The 813-nt window shown below is 35.7% G+C and carries 1 protein-coding gene; it reads left to right on the top strand.

Annotated elements, in window-relative coordinates:
• The coding region (locus tag M3206_RS18685; RefSeq protein ID WP_251314030.1) for an IS3 family transposase at window positions 1–771 on the top strand (771 nt) is incomplete at its 5' end.
• Window positions 772–813 lie beyond the last annotated feature (42 nt).

Raw genomic sequence — 813 nt, forward strand, 5'->3', positions numbered from 1 at the left:
CCAAAGCGCCTTGAACGAGAAACAAAAGATGAAGAGGATTATCAACTCATTAAGCAGATTCATGACAGTAAAAAAGGAAAGCTCGGCGGACGCGTGATAAAGATGCGTCTAGAAAATATCTATGATGTTAAAATGAATCTCAAAAAAATATATAGAATTAAAACAAAATTTAATCTTGAAACAAAAATACGCAGGAAAAATCCTTATAGGAAATTAGCAAAGGCTACTCAAGAACATAGAACGTGCCCGAACATCCTGAATCGAAACTTTATCCAGTCTGGACCTGGGATGGCTTTACTCACAGATATTACGTATTTATATTTGGAGGACAGTTCAAAGGTTTATTTATCTTGCGTAAAAGACAGTACAACCAGAGAGATATTAGCGTACTCTCTTTCAACATCACTAAGCATGGGGATTGTTTATCGAACACTAGAAAAATTAATGGACTCTTTGGACGGAAATGTTTATCCTGGTGCAATTCTTCATTCCGATCAAGGTTTCCATTACACACATCCTGAATTTCAAAAACGAGTAAAAGGATTAGGATTTACACAATCCATGTCAAGGAGAGGGAATTGTTTGGATAATGCCCCTATGGAATCATTCTTTGGGCACTTTAAAGACGAAGTAGATGTCGAATGTAAAACAGTCGCTGAATTAAGGTATAAAGTAGAGGAATACATAGAATTTTACAATACAGAAAGATATCAATGGACATTAAGCAGAATGACCCCGGAACAATTCCGAGGTCATCTAATAGCTGCTTAAATGGACTTTTTATAAACTGTCTAATTTAAAGGGAACAGTTCA

This window comes from Fictibacillus phosphorivorans, from assembly GCF_023715845.1.
In the GTDB taxonomy this organism is placed as follows: Bacteria; Bacillota; Bacilli; order Bacillales; family Fictibacillaceae; genus Fictibacillus; species Fictibacillus phosphorivorans_D.